The organism is Streptomyces lanatus (assembly GCF_014655715.1).
Taxonomy (GTDB): domain Bacteria; phylum Actinomycetota; class Actinomycetes; order Streptomycetales; family Streptomycetaceae; genus Streptomyces; species Streptomyces lanatus.
On record NZ_BNBM01000005.1, the window covers coordinates 525,031 to 542,353 of the forward strand.

At 69.5% G+C, this 17,323-nt stretch carries 16 protein-coding genes and 1 rRNA gene; 9 read left to right on the top strand and 8 right to left on the bottom strand.

Features of this window, described 5'->3' with window-relative positions:
• Window positions 1–193: 193 nt before the first annotated feature.
• On the bottom strand, window positions 194–1,969 hold the full coding sequence (locus tag IE325_RS17275) for a streptophobe family protein (protein WP_190070791.1): 1,776 nt from the start codon (window positions 1,967–1,969) through the stop codon (window positions 194–196).
• A 239-nt stretch (window positions 1,970–2,208) separates the two neighbouring features.
• On the opposite strand from IE325_RS17275, the gene IE325_RS17280 reads away from it, so the two are divergent.
• Window positions 2,209–4,734 carry an ABC transporter ATP-binding protein/permease gene (locus IE325_RS17280; RefSeq protein ID WP_190070792.1) on the top strand — a complete coding sequence of 842 codons (2,526 nt, stop codon included), beginning with the start codon at window positions 2,209–2,211 and terminating at the stop codon, window positions 4,732–4,734.
• Between the two features lie 89 nt (window positions 4,735–4,823).
• On the opposite strand, the gene IE325_RS17285 is transcribed toward IE325_RS17280, so the two are convergent.
• From IE325_RS17285 to IE325_RS17295, 3 genes are all read right to left on the bottom strand, one after another.
• Window positions 4,824–5,588, bottom strand: coding sequence for a transglycosylase SLT domain-containing protein (locus IE325_RS17285; RefSeq protein ID WP_190070793.1), 765 nt, complete (start codon window positions 5,586–5,588; stop codon window positions 4,824–4,826).
• A 299-nt stretch (window positions 5,589–5,887) separates the two neighbouring features.
• A complete protein-coding gene (locus tag IE325_RS17290) occupies window positions 5,888–7,036 on the bottom strand; it encodes an S-adenosylmethionine:tRNA ribosyltransferase-isomerase (protein ID WP_190070794.1) in 1,149 nt (382 codons plus the stop codon).
• A complete protein-coding gene (locus IE325_RS17295) occupies window positions 7,033–7,734 on the bottom strand; it encodes an SDR family NAD(P)-dependent oxidoreductase (RefSeq protein ID WP_190070795.1) in 702 nt (233 codons plus the stop codon). The genes IE325_RS17290 and IE325_RS17295 overlap by 4 nt, the downstream gene beginning before the upstream one ends.
• Before the next feature lie 240 nt (window positions 7,735–7,974).
• Here IE325_RS17295 and IE325_RS17300 point away from each other — a divergent pair, with 240 nt between their 5' ends.
• The 3 genes from IE325_RS17300 to IE325_RS17310 all read left to right on the top strand — a co-directional run bounded on the left by IE325_RS17300 (window position 7,975) and on the right by IE325_RS17310 (window position 10,166).
• Window positions 7,975–9,120 (top strand): GAF domain-containing sensor histidine kinase, encoded by a 1,146-nt coding sequence (locus IE325_RS17300; protein WP_190070796.1) that lies wholly within the window; start codon window positions 7,975–7,977, stop codon window positions 9,118–9,120.
• Window positions 9,113–9,754: a response regulator gene (locus tag IE325_RS17305; RefSeq protein WP_190070797.1), complete on the top strand. Its 642-nt coding sequence runs from the start codon at window positions 9,113–9,115 to the stop codon at window positions 9,752–9,754. Before IE325_RS17300 ends, IE325_RS17305 begins: the two co-directional genes overlap by 8 nt.
• Before the next feature lie 169 nt (window positions 9,755–9,923).
• Window positions 9,924–10,166, top strand: a complete 243-nt coding sequence (locus IE325_RS17310; RefSeq protein ID WP_190070798.1) for a chaplin — start codon at window positions 9,924–9,926, stop codon at window positions 10,164–10,166.
• A 171-nt stretch (window positions 10,167–10,337) separates the two neighbouring features.
• On the opposite strand, the gene IE325_RS17315 is transcribed toward IE325_RS17310, so the two are convergent.
• The gene (locus IE325_RS17315) at window positions 10,338–11,126 is read right to left on the bottom strand and encodes an Rv1486c family protein (RefSeq protein WP_190070799.1); all 789 of its coding nucleotides are present in this window, start codon (window positions 11,124–11,126) and stop codon (window positions 10,338–10,340) included.
• A 146-nt stretch (window positions 11,127–11,272) separates the two neighbouring features.
• Here IE325_RS17315 and IE325_RS17320 point away from each other — a divergent pair, with 146 nt between their 5' ends.
• From IE325_RS17320 to IE325_RS17330, 3 genes are all read left to right on the top strand, one after another.
• The gene (locus IE325_RS17320) at window positions 11,273–12,070 is read left to right on the top strand and encodes an ABC transporter ATP-binding protein (RefSeq protein WP_190070800.1); all 798 of its coding nucleotides are present in this window, start codon (window positions 11,273–11,275) and stop codon (window positions 12,068–12,070) included.
• Window positions 12,071–12,175: 105 nt separating this feature from the next.
• Entirely contained in the window at window positions 12,176–12,607 is a 432-nt protein-coding gene (locus tag IE325_RS17325; RefSeq protein WP_190070801.1) for an NfeD family protein, read from the top strand.
• 133 nt (window positions 12,608–12,740) lie between these two features.
• The gene (locus tag IE325_RS17330; protein WP_190070802.1) at window positions 12,741–13,682 is read left to right on the top strand and encodes an SPFH domain-containing protein; all 942 of its coding nucleotides are present in this window, start codon (window positions 12,741–12,743) and stop codon (window positions 13,680–13,682) included.
• 66 nt (window positions 13,683–13,748) lie between these two features.
• Here IE325_RS17330 and IE325_RS17335 read toward each other — a convergent pair whose 3' ends face one another.
• The 3 genes from IE325_RS17335 to IE325_RS17345 form a co-directional block, all read right to left on the bottom strand.
• Complete coding sequence (locus IE325_RS17335) at window positions 13,749–14,255, bottom strand: HNH endonuclease (protein ID WP_190070803.1); 507 nt, start codon at window positions 14,253–14,255, stop codon at window positions 13,749–13,751.
• A 145-nt stretch (window positions 14,256–14,400) separates the two neighbouring features.
• Complete coding sequence (locus IE325_RS17340; RefSeq protein WP_190070804.1) at window positions 14,401–14,940, bottom strand: YbhB/YbcL family Raf kinase inhibitor-like protein; 540 nt, start codon at window positions 14,938–14,940, stop codon at window positions 14,401–14,403.
• A 51-nt stretch (window positions 14,941–14,991) separates the two neighbouring features.
• Entirely contained in the window at window positions 14,992–15,774 is a 783-nt protein-coding gene (locus tag IE325_RS17345; protein WP_190070805.1) for a sporulation protein, read from the bottom strand.
• Window positions 15,775–15,914: 140 nt separating this feature from the next.
• On the opposite strand from IE325_RS17345, the gene IE325_RS17350 reads away from it, so the two are divergent.
• Window positions 15,915–16,565 carry a DNA-3-methyladenine glycosylase gene (locus tag IE325_RS17350; protein WP_190070806.1) on the top strand — a complete coding sequence of 217 codons (651 nt, stop codon included), beginning with the start codon at window positions 15,915–15,917 and terminating at the stop codon, window positions 16,563–16,565.
• Window positions 16,566–17,092: 527 nt separating this feature from the next.
• Window positions 17,093–17,323 (top strand): 16S ribosomal RNA (locus IE325_RS17355); the annotation flags it as partial.

Here is a 17,323-nt window from a genome sequence, read left to right on the forward strand (position 1 = left end):
TCCGGCACCCAGTGCCTGCCGCCCCTGAGGTCCGTCTAGCGGACACGGAACACTGGGTGTCGGCCGGATGGCGACGGCTTTACATCACGGCCACCACCGCACCAGAGACTGTGAACCACCTCGGCGACACCTGTGGAGACACGGCCCGGCCACCTGCACCGGATGCCGCACACCGATGGGACCGGCTCAGATCTCACGGGCGCCCTTTCGGCTTCCCCGGCGGTGGGGGAGGAGGGGGCGGCGGCGGTGGCGGTGGCCCCTCACCCGTGCCGGACGACCCCTGGTTCCCGCGCCGTCGGGGAGGCCGGGGCGACCTCGCGGGCGGCTCGATCGGCCGTACGACGGTGGGGGCGCCGTACACGTCCTCCCGATCCGTGGGCGGGTCACCGTACGGCGGACGGGCGTCCTCCGGCTCGCTCAGTTCTTCCGGCACCCGCAGATACGGGTTCGTCGCCGGGTTCGGCGGCCGATACGGCGTGCCCGGCGCGTACGGCCCGGACCGGCTCGCGTACGACGAGGCTCCGGCAGCCCCGGTCGCCCCGCCTCCTGTACCCCGAGCCAACGGCGCCGCCCGCACCCCCGCGGCCCCGGTCGCGCGGGCCAGCAACGCCCCCACGGCACCCGCCCCCGCCCCCCAGGCCGCCCCGAGGACCAGGGCCATGCCGAGGTTCCCCTGCAACCGCACCCCGGCACCGAACGCGTCGAACCCGAGCACCGACAGCGACGCGTCCACGGACACTTCCGTCAGCCAGGCCAGCAACGGCACCGCCAACGCCATGACGACCCCGAGCCGCAGCGCACACCGCCCGGCGAAACGGAGGGCGCCCGGATCCCGTACGTCTCCCTGATCACCCCCCGTCACCCCCGGGGCCACCGGGGTCCGCACAGCCGTGAGCACCCCCGCGAGCAGCGTCATCATCGCCACCGCGACCCCCAGCAGCCACACTCGCCCGTCCAGGTCGGCCAGTCGGCCCAGTGTCACGGACTGGTCGGCGCCGCTGTTCAGGAGGTCGTCCAGGGGGTCCGGGAGCACGCTCACCAGGACGCCCGTCGCCCGGCCGTCGAACGGGACGAACAGGCCGATGGGGATGCCGAGCCATACGCCGTTCGGGGCGCCCAGCAGCGCGGCGCCCGCGATCCGCTTGGGGTGGTCGTCGCCGATCGCCGCGTACGCCGCCGCCGCGAACCCGGCCGCCACCGCCACCAGCAGCACCGTGACGAGGGCGGACACGGCGGGCCGTACGACGCGGTGCACGGCGTCCCAGGCGCGGGGAAGCGGCGTGCGGCGCGAGGCCAGCAGGGCGATCAGCAGGATGCCGGCGGACCAGCCGAGGCCGCCGAGCAGCGTCGGCGCGGTGTCCACGGTGAAGCCGACGGCCGCCTTGGCGTCGATCAGGTCGCCGATCTGGTCGGGCAGCAGCCCGCCGATGTCACCGACGCCGGGGATCTCCAGACCGCCGCCACCGCCACCCCCGCCCGGCAGGTCGTCGAGGCCCAGCGCACTCCCGTCGATCGTGATGACGTCGTGCCCGGCCCACGCGAGGCCGCCCAGCGTCGCGACGAACAGCGCGACCACCGCGCTCGCGCGCGCGAGGAGTTCGGCCGGTGCGATCACAACTCCCGCGCCCCGCAAGGACCGTAAGAAGAACCACGACAGCAGGACCGCGCCGACGAGGCTCACCCCGAGTGGCGTGATCTCGATGGCGGTCGCCGCCTCGGCGCCGGTCAAGCCGAAAGCGGACACATCCCCGGACGGGGTGACGGAACCACCCGCCCCAAGGGCCACCACAGCCGCGGTCATCGGACCCAGCGAGCTCGCCGAGTCCGCCTCCAGCAGATGCAGGCCCAGCGCGGCGGTGCCCGCCATCCCGATCAACGCCCAGCTCACGGCGGTGATCGCGGAGAGCAGGATGTCTCCCCAGGGCAGCCTCGCGTCTTTCGAGGACTCGACGTACGTGGACGCGCTCATGGCAGACCCCCCGATCCGCGGTGCGGCTGTTCGCCGCGCATGTCCCCCTCGCGTGGATTACCACTCTCCGGGCTGGTTTCAACCCCGTCAACGGAACCATTCGAAGCGCGTGGGCGTGCTCCACACAAGGCCCGGCTTTCGGTCAGGGGGCGGAGCCTGAAATAGTTCCCGACGATGTTCGACATCCCTAGACTCCCTGTGTTGGGGGTAACTCGGGGGACTACTCAGTGGGGCATGGAGTGCCGGAACTCGTACTGGAATTGAATGGAAGGACCTGGACGCTCGATCCGTCCAGGCCCTACGCCCTCGGACGCGATCCGCAGGGTGACATCGTGCTCGACGACGCCAGGGTGTCCTGGCGGCATGCCACGATCAGCTGGAGCGGCCGCAGTTGGGTCATCGAGGACCACGGCAGCACCAACGGCACCTTCGTGCAGGGCCAGCGGATCCATCACCTGGAGATCGGCCCGGGCACGGCCGTGCATCTGGGCAACGCGACCGACGGACCGTGCCTGAACCTCTCCGGCACCGCGGCTCCCGTCGCCACGCCGCAGGCCCAGCCGCAGCAGCAGCCGTACGCCGCGCAGGGTGCCCAGGCGGGCTGGGCGCAGCAGGCCCCGGCCCAGCAGGCACCGCAGCAGCAGGCCGGTTGGCAACAACCGCAGCAGCCGCAGCAGGCCGCGCACATCCCGCAGCAGCAGGGGCCCGGCGGTGGCGCGGGGGCGCCGCCGGTCTACGGCGACCGCAGCCCCACCACGTTCCACCAGTTCTCCATCGGCCGCGTGATGCGCATCGGCCGTGCCCTGGAGAACGAACTGGTCGTCTCCGACCTCCAGGTCTCCCGCCACCACGCCGAGTTCCACTCGACGCCCGACGGCCGCATGGAGATCCGCGACCTCGGCTCCCACAACGGCACGTACGTCAACGGCCAGCCGATCGCCAAGGGCGGCTCGCAGATGCTCGGCCCCGCCGACATCGTCGGCGTCGGTCACTCCACGTTCCGTATCGTCGGCGACCGCCTGGAAGAGTTCGTCGACACCGGTGAGGTCTCCTTCTCCGCCCGCCACCTCACCGTCACGGTCGACGGCGGCAAGCAGATCCTCAAGGACGTCTCCTTCGGCGTCCCGGAGAAGTCCGTCATCGCGGTCATCGGCCCGTCGGGATCCGGCAAGTCCACCCTGCTCAAGGCACTCACCGGCTACCGCCCCGCCAACCAGGGCGACGTCCTCTACGACAACCGGAACCTCTACAAGCAGTTCGCCGAACTGCGCCAGCGCATCGGTCTGGTCCCGCAGGACGACATCCTGCACAAGGAACTGACCGTCAAGAAGGCCCTCAAGTACGCGGCCAAGCTCCGCTTCCCCGCCGACACCACGGGCGCCGAGCGCGACGCCCGTATCGACGAGGTGCTGCGTGAGCTGAAGCTGGACATCCACAAGGACAAGAAGGTCACCTCCCTCTCCGGCGGCCAGCGCAAGCGCGTCTCCGTGGCCCTGGAGCTGCTCACCAAGCCGTCGCTGATCTTCCTGGACGAGCCCACCTCGGGCCTCGACCCGGGCATGGACCGCGATGTCATGCAGCTGCTGCGCGGCCTCGCCGACGATGGCCGTACGGTCCTCGTCGTCACCCACTCGGTGGCCGAGCTGGCGCTGTGCGACAAGCTCCTGGTGATGGCGCCGGGCGGCGCGGTCGCCTACTTCGGCCCGCCCGAGGAGGCGCTGAACTTCTTCGGCTACGACACCTGGGCCGATGTCTTCTCCGCCTTCGAGAACTACCGCGACTACGACTGGGCGGGACGCTGGAAGGGCTCGCAGCACTACCAGATGTACGCCGCGGACATCGACGCGATTGCTCCGCAGTCCGTACAGATGCCGCCGATGCAGGCGATGCGGCCGCCGAAGCCGCAGGGCTGGATGTCGCAGTTCCTCACGCTGGTGCGCCGCTATGTGTCGGTGATCGCCTCCGACAAGGGCTTCCTGGCCCTGTCGATCATCCTGCCGCTCGTACTGGGCTCGGTGAGCCTGCTCATCGACTCCGGCAAGGACCTCCTGGTCAACACGGAGATCAATCCGAACACCGGCAAGCCCGTAGCCAACGGCACGGCCCTCACCGTCCTGCTGATTCTCGCGGTGGGCGCCTGCTTCGCCGGCGCCGCCAACTCCGTGCGTGAGCTGATCAAGGAACGGGTGATCTACGAGCGGGAGCGCGCGACCGGCCTGTCCCGGTCCGCGTATCTGATGTCCAAGGTGTTCGTGCTCGGCCTGATCACCATGATCCAGGGCCTGATGGTCGGTGTGATCGGCTTCTCCAGCCGTACCATCCCGGACGAGGGCCTGATCTTCAAGAGCCAGATCCTGGTGGAGCTGTGCATTCCGATCATGGCACTGGGCTTCACCGCGATGATGTTCGGCCTGATCATCTCGGCCCTGGTGAAGACCGCCGAGAAGACCATGCCGCTGCTGGTGATGTTCGCGATCGTCCAGGTCGTCTTCACCGGCTGTCTGTTCCCCCTGAGCGGCTCGGTCGGTGTCAATGAGCTGTCGTACCTGATGCCGTCGCGCTGGGCGGTCGCCGCCGCGGGTGCCACGCTCGACTTCAACCGGATCAGCCCGCCCGGCAAGGGCGAGAGCAACGACCCGCTGTGGGAGCACACGGTCGGCGCCTGGTCCATGGACATGATCGCCCTGATCATCCTCGGCGTGATCTGCGGCTTCTTCGTGGCCCGCTTCCTGCGTCGCCACGAGCCCGAGGTCATGCGCAAGTAGTCAGCGCCGTACGACGCCCGAAGGGCGGCACCCCGTCAGGAGGGTGCCGCCCTTCGGCGTACGGAATCTGAGGCCCGCGCCTACCTCGCTCAGTACGCGCTGTTGACGTTGTCGATCGAGCCGTACCGGTCGGCCGCGTAGTTGGCGGCGGCGGTGAGGTTGGCGACCGGGTCGTACTGGCTCCAGGCGGTGCCCGGGACGTGGTACGCGTCGAAGGTCGGCTTGATGACCTGGAGCAGACCGATCGACGGGACGCCGTTCTGGGCGTTGATGTCCCAGTTGTTGATCGCGTTCGGGTTGCCCGAGGACTCACGGATGATGTTCTTGTGCAGGCCGTGGTAGGTGCCCGGGATGTCGTGCTTCTTCATGATGTCCAGGGCCTCACGGATCCAGCCGTCGAGGTTGTTGGCGTAGGTCTTGGCGGCGACCGGCTTGACCGCGACGCGCTCGGCGGACCGGCTGGCGGCCGCCTTGGCCTTGCGCTCGGCCGCGGCCTTCTTCTTGGCGGCGGCCTTCTTCTTGGCGTTGGCCTCGGCGGCCACGTGCTTGTCGTGGGCCACGGCGGCACGGTGCTTGGCGGCGGCGACGGCGGCCTTGTGCTTGGCGGAGGCGTCCTGGGCCTTCACGTCGGCGGACGCGAGCTGGTCGGTGACCTTGCCCTTGACGTCCTTGATCTGCTCGTTGCTGTAGGCCACCTTGCCCGCGGGGGCTTCGGCCGTGGTCGTCTGGGCGTTACCGGGTACGGCGGAGATGGCCAGGGCGGCGGCACCGAGAGTGGTGACACCGGCGATCGCGATCTTCTGACGCTTGGTAATGGCACGACCGAGACCACGGTTCTTGGTGTTCTTGAGCATGGCAGATGGACCTCTTCGAATAGCGCGGAGGTCGCTCGCTGTCCGGCGGGGGACACGGGTGCTTCCGGCACAAACGCCGCGGGGGGAACCCGCGGCGCTGAGCGACGAGAGCCATTCTTAGCGGCCGCAAAATTGCGTGGCAAAGGTGTGACGTACGATCCTCGATAGTGGAGCCGGGAAGGGCAAAATAGGACAGACAGGACCGTCTGTGCCGCTCAAAAGGGACGCTCCCGCCTACTACGGACTTTCGTACGTGACGCGCACCCTATGCGCGGGCTCACACCGGGCGGGCCTCGGTCTCACCGGCAGTTGCTTGAGCAATGCTCTGAGTGAGGGCCCTCCTCCGGGAGGATGAGGTGCACGTCGCCGAACTCGTGCCACAGATAGAGCCCACGCAGCGCCGCCTCGTAGCTGTGGTCGATCGCGGCCCGTCCCGCGACGGCCTCCAGCATCAGCAGATGCGAGGCCTCCGGCTCGTGCAGCCCGGTCAGCAGCCCGTCCACCGCCCGCACCCCGCGCTCCGGGGTGACCACCAGGTCCGTCCACCCCTCACACGCGCGTACGACGCCGTCGGCGTCCACCGCCGACTCCACGGCCCGCACAGCCGTCGTCCCCACGGCGACGACCCGGCCGTCCCCGGCCCTCACCGCGTTGATCAGCCGCGCGGACGCCTCCGGCACCGCGAACCGCTCCGGATACGGCGGCTCATGCGCCTCCGCCGAGGCCACCCCGGTGTGCAGGCTGATCGGCGCCACCTGCACACCCCGGCTGACCAGCTCCGTCACCATCCCGACCGTGAACGGCCGCGCGGCGCTCGGCATCTCCGCACTGCCCGCACCGTCGGCCGACGGCAGCGCGAACACCGTCTGGTACACGGACAACGGCTGGTCCCGCTCCGTATAGGAGTAGCGAATGGGCCGACCGTGCTCACGCATCAGCCCGAGGATCCTGGTGGCCTCGGGGTCCGTACTCCGCGGCTCCGGCTTCGCGGGCCCCGTTCCCCGTGCACCATCGGGCCCCGTGACCCGCGCCCACCACAGCCGCTCGCACCCCGGCGCCAGCGGCTCCTCCAGCACCAGCCCCGTCCCACCCGGCAGCCGCACCTCACTCCCCGCGGGCCCGCCCGTACGCGCGCGCGTGGTGCCCCGCTCATCGGGATCCCGCAGCTCCACCGCCCACCGCCCGTCGTCCCCACGCGTGGAGAAGTGCACCACCACGCGCGCGTGCCCGATCCGCCCGTCCACGGCCGCCGCCAGCGTCTGCGACGTATTGACGACCAGCAGATCCCCTGCCCGCAGCAGCCGGGGCAACTCGGCGAACGCATGGTGCGACACCTCACAGCCCCGCGACACCAGCAGCCGTACGGCATCCCGCCCCAGCCCCGGCCCCCGCTGCTCGGCCGGCACCCGCGCCGACAACTCCTCCGGCACCCTCACCGCCAGCGTCATCGCCGCCCCTCCAGCAGAGCGGGAGCCCCATAGCGGCCGCTCGCCGGACGCTCGTCCAGCAGCCACAGAAAAGCGGGCACCACACTGGACGGCGCCGGCCGCGGATCCTCGTCGTCCGGTACGGCCGCCGCATACAGGTCCGTGGCCATGTCCCCGGGGTCGACCGCCCAGACCCGCAGCCCGGGCTCCTCCTCGCCGAGCACCGCCGCGAGATGGTCGAGCGCCGCCTTCGACGCCCCGTACCCGCCCCACGTCTCGTACGCCTCGGCGGCCGCGTCCGAGCTAACCGTGATCACGGTGCCCGCCCCGGACGCCCGCAGCAGCGGCAGCGCCTCCTGGACGAGGGCCAGCGCGGCGACCACGTTCACCTCCAGCGCCCGCCGCAGCCCCTCCGGCGCCAGCGCGTCCAGCCGCACGAGTGGCTCCGCGCCCAGCGCGCTGGCGTTGCTCACCAGCAGATCGACGCCGCCCAGCCGCCAGGCGGCCGCCACCAGCCCGGCCCGGTGCCCCGGGTCCGTGACATCCCCCGGCACGGCCGTCACGCGCGTGCCGTGCAGCTCCCGGATCCCCGACGCCGCCTCTTCCAGGACCTCCGGCGTCCTGGCGTCCAGCACCAGATCCCACCCGCGCGCGGCCAGCGCCTCGGCGAGCGCCCGCCCCAGCCCCTTCGAGGCCCCCGTGATGATCGCTACCGACATGACAACCGTCCCCTCGTCCAGCCCGCCTCCGATCGGCGGTGCCCTCAACGTAGGAACGGGGCCGCCCGCCCCGCCTCGGACGCGGGCCGCAACATCGCGGGGCCCTTCGACCTAAGCCGCGCACCCGGGCCATTCGCCCTACGCCGCTGATCGGGGGACCGGAGGACTAGGACCGCCGCCCTAGTCGGCCGCCGTCACAGGTCCGATCCGGCTGTCGGACCCCGCCGGTACCGTGAGGGCATGAGTCAAGGCCCCAGGTCCGGCCTCGCCGCGGTGAGCTCCGCGTTGCTGGCCATGAGCAGGCATCTCGAGGTGCGCGACGTCCTCAAGACGATCGTCGCCTCGGCCCGCGAGCTGCTCGACGCGCAGTACGCCGCGCTCGGCGTCCCCGACGACCACGGCGGCTTCGCCCAGTTCGTGGTCGACGGCGTCAGCGACCGGCAGTGGAAGGCCATCGGCCCACTGCCCCGCCAGCACGGCATCCTCGCCGCGATGCTCCAGGAGGCCAAGGTCGAGCGCCTCGCCGATGTCCGCAAGGACCCCCGCTTCGAGGGCTGGCCGTCGGCACACCCCGACATGTCGGACTTCCTGGGCCTGCCGATCCGCGACGGCGACGAGGTCATCGGCGCCCTGTTCCTCGCCAACAAGAACTGCCCCAAGCCCGACGGCAGTTGCGGCTTCACGCAGGAGGACGAGGAACTGCTCTCGATCCTCGCCCAGCACGCCGCGATCGCCCTCACCAACGCCCGCCTCTACGAGCGCAGCCGCGAACTGACGATCGCCGAGGAACGCTCACGCCTGGCCCACGAACTGCATGACGCGGTCAGCCAGAAGCTGTTCTCCCTGCGCCTGACCGCCCAGGCCGCCACCGCCCTGGTCGACCGCGACCCGGCCCGCGCCAAGGGCGAGCTGCACCAGGTGGCCGCGCTCGCCGCGGAGGCCGCCGACGAACTGCGCGCCGCGGTCGTCGAGCTGCGCCCCGCCGCCCTCGACGAGGACGGCCTCGTCGCCACCCTGCGCACCCAGATCCAGGTCCTCGACCGCGCCCACACCGCCCGCGTCACCTTCGCGGGCCGCGGTGTGAAGGCCCTGCCCTCCGCCCAGGAGGAGGCCGTGCTGCGCGTCGCCCAGGAGGCCCTGCACAACGCGCTGCGGCACTCCGGGGGCGAGCATGTCGACGTGACGCTGGACCGGCGCGGCAGCGGAGCCGTCCTGCGCGTCACCGACGACGGCGACGGCTTCGACCCGAAGGCGATCCGCCGCGCCGGACGCCACCTCGGCCTGGTCTCCATGCGGGACCGGGCGAGCGGGGTCGGCGGCACGCTGACCGTGGAATCGGCGCCCGGCAAGGGCACCGTGATCGAGATGGAGGTCCCCGGTGGCTGACGCAATCAAGGTGCTGCTCGTCGACGACCACCAGGTGGTCCGCCGGGGTCTGCGCACCTTCCTCGAAGTACAGGACGACATCGAGGTCGTGGGCGAGGCCGCCGACGGCGCCGAGGGAGTGGCCCGCGCGGAGGAACTGAAGCCGGACGTCGTCCTCATGGACGTCAAGATGCCGGGCATGGACGGCGTCGACGCCCTGCGCAAGCTCCGCGAACTGGCCAACCCCGCGCGCGTGCTCATCGTCACCAGCTTCACCGAACAGCGCACGGTGATCCCGGCCCTGCGCGCGGGCGCCGCCGGGTACGTCTACAAGGACGTCGACCCGGACGCGCTCGCCGGAGCCATCCGCTCGGTCCACGCCGGCCACATCCTGCTCCAGCCCGAGGTCGCGGGCGCCCTGCTGTCCCAGGAGGAGGCCAACTCCGGGCAGGGGAGAGCCGGGTCCCTGACGGAACGTGAACGCGAGGTCCTCGGCCTGATCGCGGACGGCCGCTCGAACCGCGAGATAGCCAGAGCCCTGGTCCTCTCCGAGAAGACCGTCAAGACCCACGTCTCGAACATCCTGATGAAACTCGACCTCGCGGATCGCACCCAGGCCGCGCTGTGGGCCGTACGCCATGGCGTGACCGGCTGAAACGCTCTCCGCAGGACATGACTATCGGCAAATCGGAGGGTTCCGCTCCGGGCTGAGATTCATACCGTCGTGGGAATGTCCCCCAGATGGCGCATCCTTCGTGGATCTCCACCGTTCTCCAGTGCGTGCTGCGGCGACTGCCGCGGCAATCGCAAGGAGGGCTTTAGAAGTGAAGAACCTGAAGAAGGCAGCGGCTGTGACGATGGTGGCGGGTGGCCTCCTGGCCGCCGGCGCCGGAATGGCCTCCGCCACCGACGCCCACGCCGAGGGCAAGGCCGTGGGCTCCCCGGGCATCGCCTCGGGCAACCTCGTCCAGGCCCCGGTCCACGTCCCGGTCAACATCTCGGGCAACAGCGTGAACGTCGTCGGCATCATGAACCCGGCCTTCGGCAACCTGGCCGTCAACGACTGACGACCCCCCGAAGCATGCAGTGACCTCCGGCCTCCCGGGTATCCCGGGGGGCCGGTCTGCGTCAGCCCGTCCGGCGTTTGAGGACAAGGCCCGTTCAGGGCCGACACGGGGGTCTGGGGGCGAAGCCCCCAGGCACAGTCACAGCAATGCCGATCACCAAGAAACCGACCGTCACCGAACCCCCCGCTCCCGCTCCTCCACAACGGAGTTGTACGCGGCGACCTGCGCCCGCCGAGCCACCCGCTCCACCGGCCGCAACGCCTCCGCCCGCGCCCCCATCTCCGCGGAGCTCACCGCACCCCCGTGCCCGTTCTCACGGGCCAGCGACACCAGCAACCCCACCCGCTGCGCCAGCTCCAGCACCCGCACCGCCCGCGACGGATACCCCGGCGCCAACACCTCCCGCCCCCGCTCGGCCCGCGCCCGATACGCATCGATCGCCGCCTCCGCCACCGGCCCCGACCCGGCGACATCCAGCTGCGACAACACCGCGGTGGCGTCCCTCAGCCCCTCCGCCAGCTCCCGCTCGGCCTCACCCAGCGACGGCACATCCGCGGGCGGCGCCTCCCGCACCGGCAGCACCTGCCACACCACCTCGACATGCACATCACCGTCGGGCCCGGCCTCGTACACCTCCGGCACCAGCCCGAACGCGGCACCGTGGCAGATCACCGCCTCCTCGGCCTCCATCGCCCGCGCATTGAACTCCGGCGGGCCGCTCAGCCCCAGCGGATGCCCGGGCGCGGGCAGCGCGATCCGCAGCCCGCTCACCCCGAGCGTCCGCAGCCGCCCCAGGGCCAGCGTGAGCCCGACGGGCGCCGACTCGCCCGGCAGCCCCTCCACGCGGTGCACGGCGTCGTCCCCGACGATCTCCAGCGCAGCGTCATCCGGTGAGACAAGTCCGGCCAAAAGGGCATTTCCCCAAGAGGCGAGACGTCCTGAACGTGGTTCCGAGAGCATGCCCCCACCCTAAGGACCGGACCGATGGAATGAAGTGCGGGACCGGTGGCGTAGATTTCCTTGAGGGCTGCGCCCACAGGCGCACGCGACCACCGAGACGCCGAGACGCCGACACCGGTCACACTGCAAGGGGAGACAACGCGCTCATGAGCGATGTTCTGGAGCTTCAGGACGTATCCGTGGTCCGTGAGGGCCGGGCTCTGGTGGACCAGGTCTCCTGGTCGGTCAAGGAGGGCGAGCGCTGGGTCATCCTCGGCCCCAACGGGGCGGGCAAGACCACCCTCCTCAACGTCGCCTCCAGCTACCTCTACCCCAGCACGGGCACCGCCACCATCCTCGGCGAGACCCTCGGCAAGCCCGGCACCGACGTCTTCGAGCTGCGCCCCCGCATCGGCGTGGCCGGCATCGCCCTCGCCGAGAAGCTCCCCAAGCGCCAGACCGTCCTGCAGACTGTGCTGACCGCCGCGTACGGCATGACCGCCACCTGGAACGAGGACTACGAGGACGTCGACGAGCAGCGCGCCCGCGCCTTCCTCGACCGCCTCGGCATGAGCGACTACCTCGACCGGAAGTTCGGCACCCTCTCCGAGGGCGAGCGCAAGCGCACCCTGATCTCCCGCGCACTCATGGCCGACCCCGAGCTGCTCCTCCTCGACGAGCCCGCCGCCGGCCTCGACCTCGGCGGCCGCGAGGACCTCGTCCGCCGCCTCGGCCGCCTCGCCCGCGACCCGATCGCCCCCTCGATGCTCATGGTCACCCACCATGTCGAGGAGATCCCCCCGGGCTTCACCCACGTCCTGATGATCCGCCAGGGCAAGGTCCTCGCCGCCGGCCCCATGGAGCTCGAACTCACCTCCCGCAACCTCTCCCTCTGCTTCGGCCTCCCCCTCGTAGTCGAGCAGGTCGGCGACCGCTGGACGGCACAGGGCCTCCCGCTCTCCTGACCCACCCCTTCACCGCGCGAACCTGGTGAGAAGCCGCGGTAAGAAGGGCCTTTCAAACGATCGGCGCCCTGTCGGCGACAGGGCCCGCGGTCCTACCATGACCATGTGGAAATCGACGCGTGGATTTGGTGGTTGATCGGCGCGGCAGCGCTCGGCATCGGGCTCGTGATCACCGCGATGCCCGAACTCGGCATGCTGGCCGTGGGCGCCGTCGCGGCCGCCTTGGTCGCCGGCGTCTTCGGCGGTGATGCCGTCGTCCAGGTCGTGGCCTTCGTCGTCATCTCGACCGCGCTGATCGCCGTCGTACGGCCCATCGCGAACCGCCATCGCGCACAGCGGCCCCAACTCGCCACCGGCATCGAGGCATTGAAGGGCAAACAGGCCGTCGTCCTGGAGCGCGTCGACGCCTCCGGCGGCCGGATCAAGCTCGCCGGAGAGATCTGGTCGGCACGCGCCCTCGACACCGGCCGCGCCTTCGAACCAGGCCAGGAAGTGGACGTCGTGGACATCGAGGGGGCCACGGCGATCGTCATGTGACCTCGCACGACGTAACTGGCGCGAACGCGCGACAGGCCATGCGACGGTCTGTCAGACTCGACCAGCAAGATCTTCAACAACCATAAGATCTGCCGAAGTTGCCGCAGCGGAGAAGGGGTACGGGGAAACGACGATGGAACCGGTCATCATCGTCCTGATCATTCTGGTGGTGTTGGTCTTCATCGCCCTGATCAAGACGATCCAGGTCATCCCGCAGGCGAGCGCGGCCATCGTCGAGCGCTTCGGCCGCTACACGCGGACACTCAACGCGGGCCTCAACATCGTGGTCCCGTTCATCGACACCATCCGCAACCGCATCGACCTGCGCGAACAGGTCGTGCCGTTCCCGCCCCAGCCGGTGATCACCCAGGACAACCTGGTCGTGAACATCGACACCGTCATCTACTACCAGGTGACCGACGCCCGCGCCGCCACCTACGAAGTCGCCAGCTACATCCAGGCGATCGAGCAGCTCACGGTCACCACGCTCCGCAACATCATCGGCGGCATGGACCTGGAGCGCACCCTGACCTCCCGCGAGGAGATCAACGCGGCCCTGCGCGGCGTCCTCGACGAGGCGACGGGCAAGTGGGGAATCCGCGTCAACCGAGTCGAGCTCAAGGCGATCGAACCCCCCACCTCCATCCAGGACTCGATGGAGAAGCAGATGCGCGCCGACCGTGACAAGCGCGCCGCGATCCTCACCGCCGAAGGTACCCGCCAGGCCGCCATCCTCACCGCGGAGGGCGAGAAGCAGTCCCAGATCCTCCGCGCGGAGGGCGAGGCCAAGGCAGCGGCCCTGCGCGCGGAAGGCGAGGCCCAGGCGGTCCGCACGGTCTTCGAGGCCATCCACGCCGGCGACCCCGACCAGAAGCTCCTCTCCTACCAGTACCTCCAGATGCTCCCGAAGATCGCAGAGGGCGACGCCAACAAGCTCTGGATCGTCCCCAGCGAAATCGGCGACGCCCTCAAGGGCCTCTCCGGCGCCATGGGCAACTTGGGCGGCCTGGGCGGCGGTTCAGGCTCCAACGGCGGCACGGCCACGGAACGCCGAGAGAAGCCGTCGATCGACTGACGAGGTTTCTGCGGTACGACAGCGGGGCCCGGCTTCTCGAGGAAGCCGGGCCCCGACGGCGATTACCTACGCCGCATCCATCGCCAACCAATCCGGCAGCGCGGCAAACTCATCGGCCCCAAGCGCCAGCAACATCGCATCAGCCGGCGTCGGCTCGAACGGCTGCCGAAGCAACGGCATCCCCGCCTGCTCAGGCGTCCGGTCGGCCTTCCGATGATTGTCCTCCGCGCACGAGGCCACCGTATTGAGCCACGTGTCCTGCCCACCCCGCGACTTCGGCACCACATGGTCCACCGTCGTGGCCCTGCGCCCGCAGTACGCGCACCGGTGCCGGTCCCTGACCAGCACACCCCGCCTCGACCACGGCGCTTGTCTTCGGAACGGCACCCGTACGTACCTGCACAGCCTGATCACCCGGGGCGCGGGTATGTCCACCTCGGCTCCCCGCATACGCAGTTCGGGGTGGGCCTGCTCGACGACGGCCTTGTCCTGAAGCACCAGAACGACGGCTCGATTCAACGTCACCGTCGACAGCGGCTCGAAGCTCGCGTTCAGTACCAGCGTGTCCCGCATTGCAGCCCACCTCCCGTGCGCACCTGCCCACCCCCTGGCGGACTGGGATCAACTCTGGCCGGGCACGCCGAGATGGACAACGAAATAAAAAATGCCCGCCCCCGATCACTTCCATGACCAGGGGCGGGCAAACGTTCCATGAACGTCAGGCTTCGGCGGTCGCCTCGTACTCACCGATCACATGCGCACGAGCAAGCGCGTGGAACCGCAGATTGAACCCGACGACAGCCGGGCTGGCATCCGAGTCCGGACCGAGCTTCTCCTGATCCACGGCGTACACCGTGAACACATAGCGATGCGGCCCGTCCCCGGGCGGCGGCGCGGCCCCACCGAAGTCCTTCGACCCATAGTCGTTCCGCGCCTGTACGGCACCCTCCGGCAGCCCCTCGAACTTGCCGCTGCCCGCCCCCGCCGGCAGCTCGGTCACCGAGGCCGGGATGTCGAAGACGACCCAGTGCCAGAACCCGCTCCCCGTAGGGGCGTCCGGGTCGTAGCAGGTCACGGCGAAGCTCTTGGTCCCGGCCGGGAAACCCTCCCAGCGCAGCTGCGGCGAGGTGTTGCCGGCCGCGTGGACCTGAGCGTCCTTGAGGGTTCCGCCCTGCTCGACGTCCTCACTCGTGACCGTGAAGGACGGCACGGGCGGATGGAAGTCGTGCGGCAGCGGCCGCCGCTTGGGCTCGGTCACGTCGATACCTCCTGAAGGAACAGCGGAATCGCGAGTTCAGTGGTTCCGAGCCTAGAACCAGTTGCGCTTGCTGCCGACCTCGGACAGCCACTGGTTGAGATACGCCGCCCAGTCGGTCCCGTGGAAGTCGTTCAGGCCCACCTGGAACGACCGGAAGGTGTCACTGCCCTCACTGAACAGCCCCGGCTTCTTGTCCATCTCCAGAACGACGTCCATCGTGTGCTCGTCCGCGACGAAGCTCAGCTCGACCTGGTTGATCCCGCGGTACTGCTGCGGCGGGAAGAACTCGATCTCCTGGTAGAACGGCAGCTTCTGCCGCGTACCGCGGATGTGACCGCGCTCCATGTCCGCGTTCTTGAAGCGGAAGCCCAGCTGGATGAAGGCATCGAGGATCGCCTTCTGCGCGGGCAGCGGGTGCACGTTGATCGGGTCCAGGTCGGTGGAGTCCACGGCCCGCGCGATCGCCAGCTCCGTCGTCACACCGATGTTCATGCCACGCAGCGTCTGACCGTCGATCGTCGTGACCGGCGTCTCCCACGGGATCTCCAGCCCGAACGGCACCGCGTGCACCGCACCCGGCTGCAGCTCGAAGGCACCACCGAGCTGCATCTTCGTGAACTCGATGTCCTGCTTGTACTCCGAGTCCTGGCTCTCGACCTCGACCCGCGCCTGCAGGCCCACGGACAGGCCCTCGATGTTCTGGCTCACGGACCCGCCCTGAATCCGCACCTCACCCTGGACGACACCGCCCGGAACGACGTTGACCTCGGTCAGCACCGTCTCGACCGAAGCACCGCCGGCCCCCAGGCTCGCGAGCAGCTTCTTGAACGCCATGACTCTCCTCTTCTCAGAGTGGATCCCTGATCCCTACAAACGCGATCCGGCCGTGGCCGGTTCCGCGCTCCCACCCTGGCAAGCCACAGGCCCCCTGACCACCCCGTCACGCCCACCCGTCTGCACTACCCTCGGACGGCATGATCGCGACCCCCGACCGTACGCCCCTGCCCCGGGACTTCTTCGACCGCCCCGTCCTCGAAGTAGCCCCCGACCTCCTGGGCCGGTTCCTCGTACGCACCACCCCGGACGGTCCGATCACCCTCCGCCTCACAGAGGTCGAGGCCTACGACGGCCCGAACGACCCCGGCTCCCACGCCTATCGCGGCCGCACACCCCGCAACGACGTGATGTTCGGTCCCCCCGGACACATCTACGTCTACTTCACCTACGGCATGTGGCACTGCATGAACCTGGTGTGCGGCCCCGACGGCCAGGCCTGCGCGGTCCTGCTGCGCGCCGGCGAGATCGTGGAGGGTGCCGAACTCGCCCGCAAACGTCGACTCTCGGCCCGTAACGACAAGGAACTGGCCAAAGGCCCGGCCCGCCTGGCCACCGCCCTCGGCGTCGACCGGGCCCTCAACGGCACGGACGCCTGCGCCTCCGACGAGACCCCCCTGAAGATCCTCACCGGGACGCCCATCACCTCCGACCAGGTACTCAACGGCCCACGAACCGGCGTGGCAGGTGACGGAGGCAACGGCGACATCCACCCCTGGCGCTTCTGGATCGCCAACGACCCTACGGTGAGCCCCTATCGGGCCCATGCCCCGAGGCGCCGCTCAAGTTGACGCACCTTGGCAGGGCGCGTAACGTAGCCCGAGCCGCTGAACCGGGTACTGCGTAAGTCAGCAGCCGGAGCGGCCAACCCACTACCTACGAGAACCCCTCAGCGGGGTCAATTCTGGCGTGCCCGCATGCCAGAATTCGAATCCGCGGAACCCCGATTATGGATCGGCGAGGGAATCGGTTAACGTAGTGAATGTCGAAAGGCCGACGGGCGAAAGCCCAGAGCCCAAGGCAATCCCCCCGACAGGGAATCGGATCGGAAAAGGATCTGATAGAGTCGGAAACGCAAGACCGAAGGGAAACTGCCCGGAGGAAAGCCCGGAAGGGTGAGTACGAAGGAAGCGTCCGTTCCTTGAGAACTCAACAGCGTGCCAAAAGTCAACGCCAGATATGTTGATACCCCGTCTCCGGCAGATTCTGCCGGGGCGAGGTTCCTTTGAAAAAACACAGCGAGGACGCTGTGAACGGTCCGGGCTTATTCCGCCCGGCTGTTCCGCTCTCGTGGTGTCGACCCGATCACGGGTACACATTCACGGAGAGTTTGATCCTGGCTCAGGACGAACGCTGGCGGCGTGCTTAACACATGCAAGTCGAACGATGAACCACTTCGGTGGGGATTAGTGGCGAACGGGTGAGTAACACGTGGGCAATCTGCCCTTCACTCTGGGACAAGCCCTGGAAACGGGGTCTAATACCGGGTACGACCATCAGGGGCATCCCTTGGTGGTGGAAAGCTCCGGCGGTGAAGGATGAGCCCGCG